Source organism: Vibrio sp. 10N.222.55.C6, assembly GCF_041473395.1.
Taxonomy (GTDB): Bacteria; Pseudomonadota; Gammaproteobacteria; order Enterobacterales; family Vibrionaceae; genus Vibrio; species Vibrio crassostreae_C.
In genome coordinates this window covers 1-872 of sequence record NZ_JBFRSD010000215.1, presented here as the reverse complement: position 1 = coordinate 872, position 872 = coordinate 1, and the positions used below count along the sequence as shown (strand labels likewise).

At 37.6% G+C, this 872-nt stretch carries 1 protein-coding gene; it reads left to right on the top strand.

All coding sequences use genetic code 11. The features are described 5' to 3' along the window. The coding region (locus tag AB4486_RS23310) for a hypothetical protein (RefSeq protein WP_372118914.1) at window positions 1–872 on the top strand (872 nt) is incomplete at both ends.

Sequence of the window (872 nt, the reverse complement as noted above, 5' to 3'; positions counted from 1 at the left end):
GAAGACTATTTATTTTCCGAGCCAGCTTGGACGAGACACCTTGTATGAATTTTTTTACCAACTTGAACAAAGCCTAAATGAACCGGAGGTTTGTATAGATTGCTCAACATTGAATTTTTCTTACCCTAGTGGGATGTTAATTGCTGGCTCAAAAATGAGAGCGTGGATCAAATACAGACGTGAATTAGGTTTAATTACTAAAAAGAAAGGTCATGACAGTAACAAGAATGTTCATTGTTATTTACGTCATTTAGGCTTTTTTCAGTTCATTGGTATGGGTGAAGGGAATAATGTGGGACAAGCTCTTGGCTCAATGACGTATTTGCCTATAACCAAAATATATAAGCCATCGTTTGACTCCACAACTCAAGATGTTCAAGAGTGGTACGATGAAATTATCTCTCAAACAAGACGCTTTGCTAATTTGCTATCAGGAACAAAAAGTTACAATGAAGAAAATAAACTCTATCACTACGCTTTGAGAGAAATTGTTCGCAATGTATTTGAGCATTCAACAGCTGAAGAGTGTTATTTGTGTGGACAACGTTGGGCGGATGGTAGAGTGGAAGTCGCAGTCATTGATGAAGGAGTTGGTATATCCTCTTCATTAGAACGATCATTTATGATTGATTCTGAACTATCTGCACTAAGAATGGCGATTAAGCCTGGCATATCAAGCACTACAAAGATTGCTGATACCGACAATGTTTATGATAACTCAGGTTTTGGGCTTTATGTGTTAGAGCAGCTTGTTTCATCATTCGGGTGGTTTATGTTAGGTAGTGGCTCCGCAAAATTGGTGTCTCAAGGAAACATCATTAATGAACAAAAGCTCAACTTTGATGGCACATATATCGGTTTGAGACTTAATA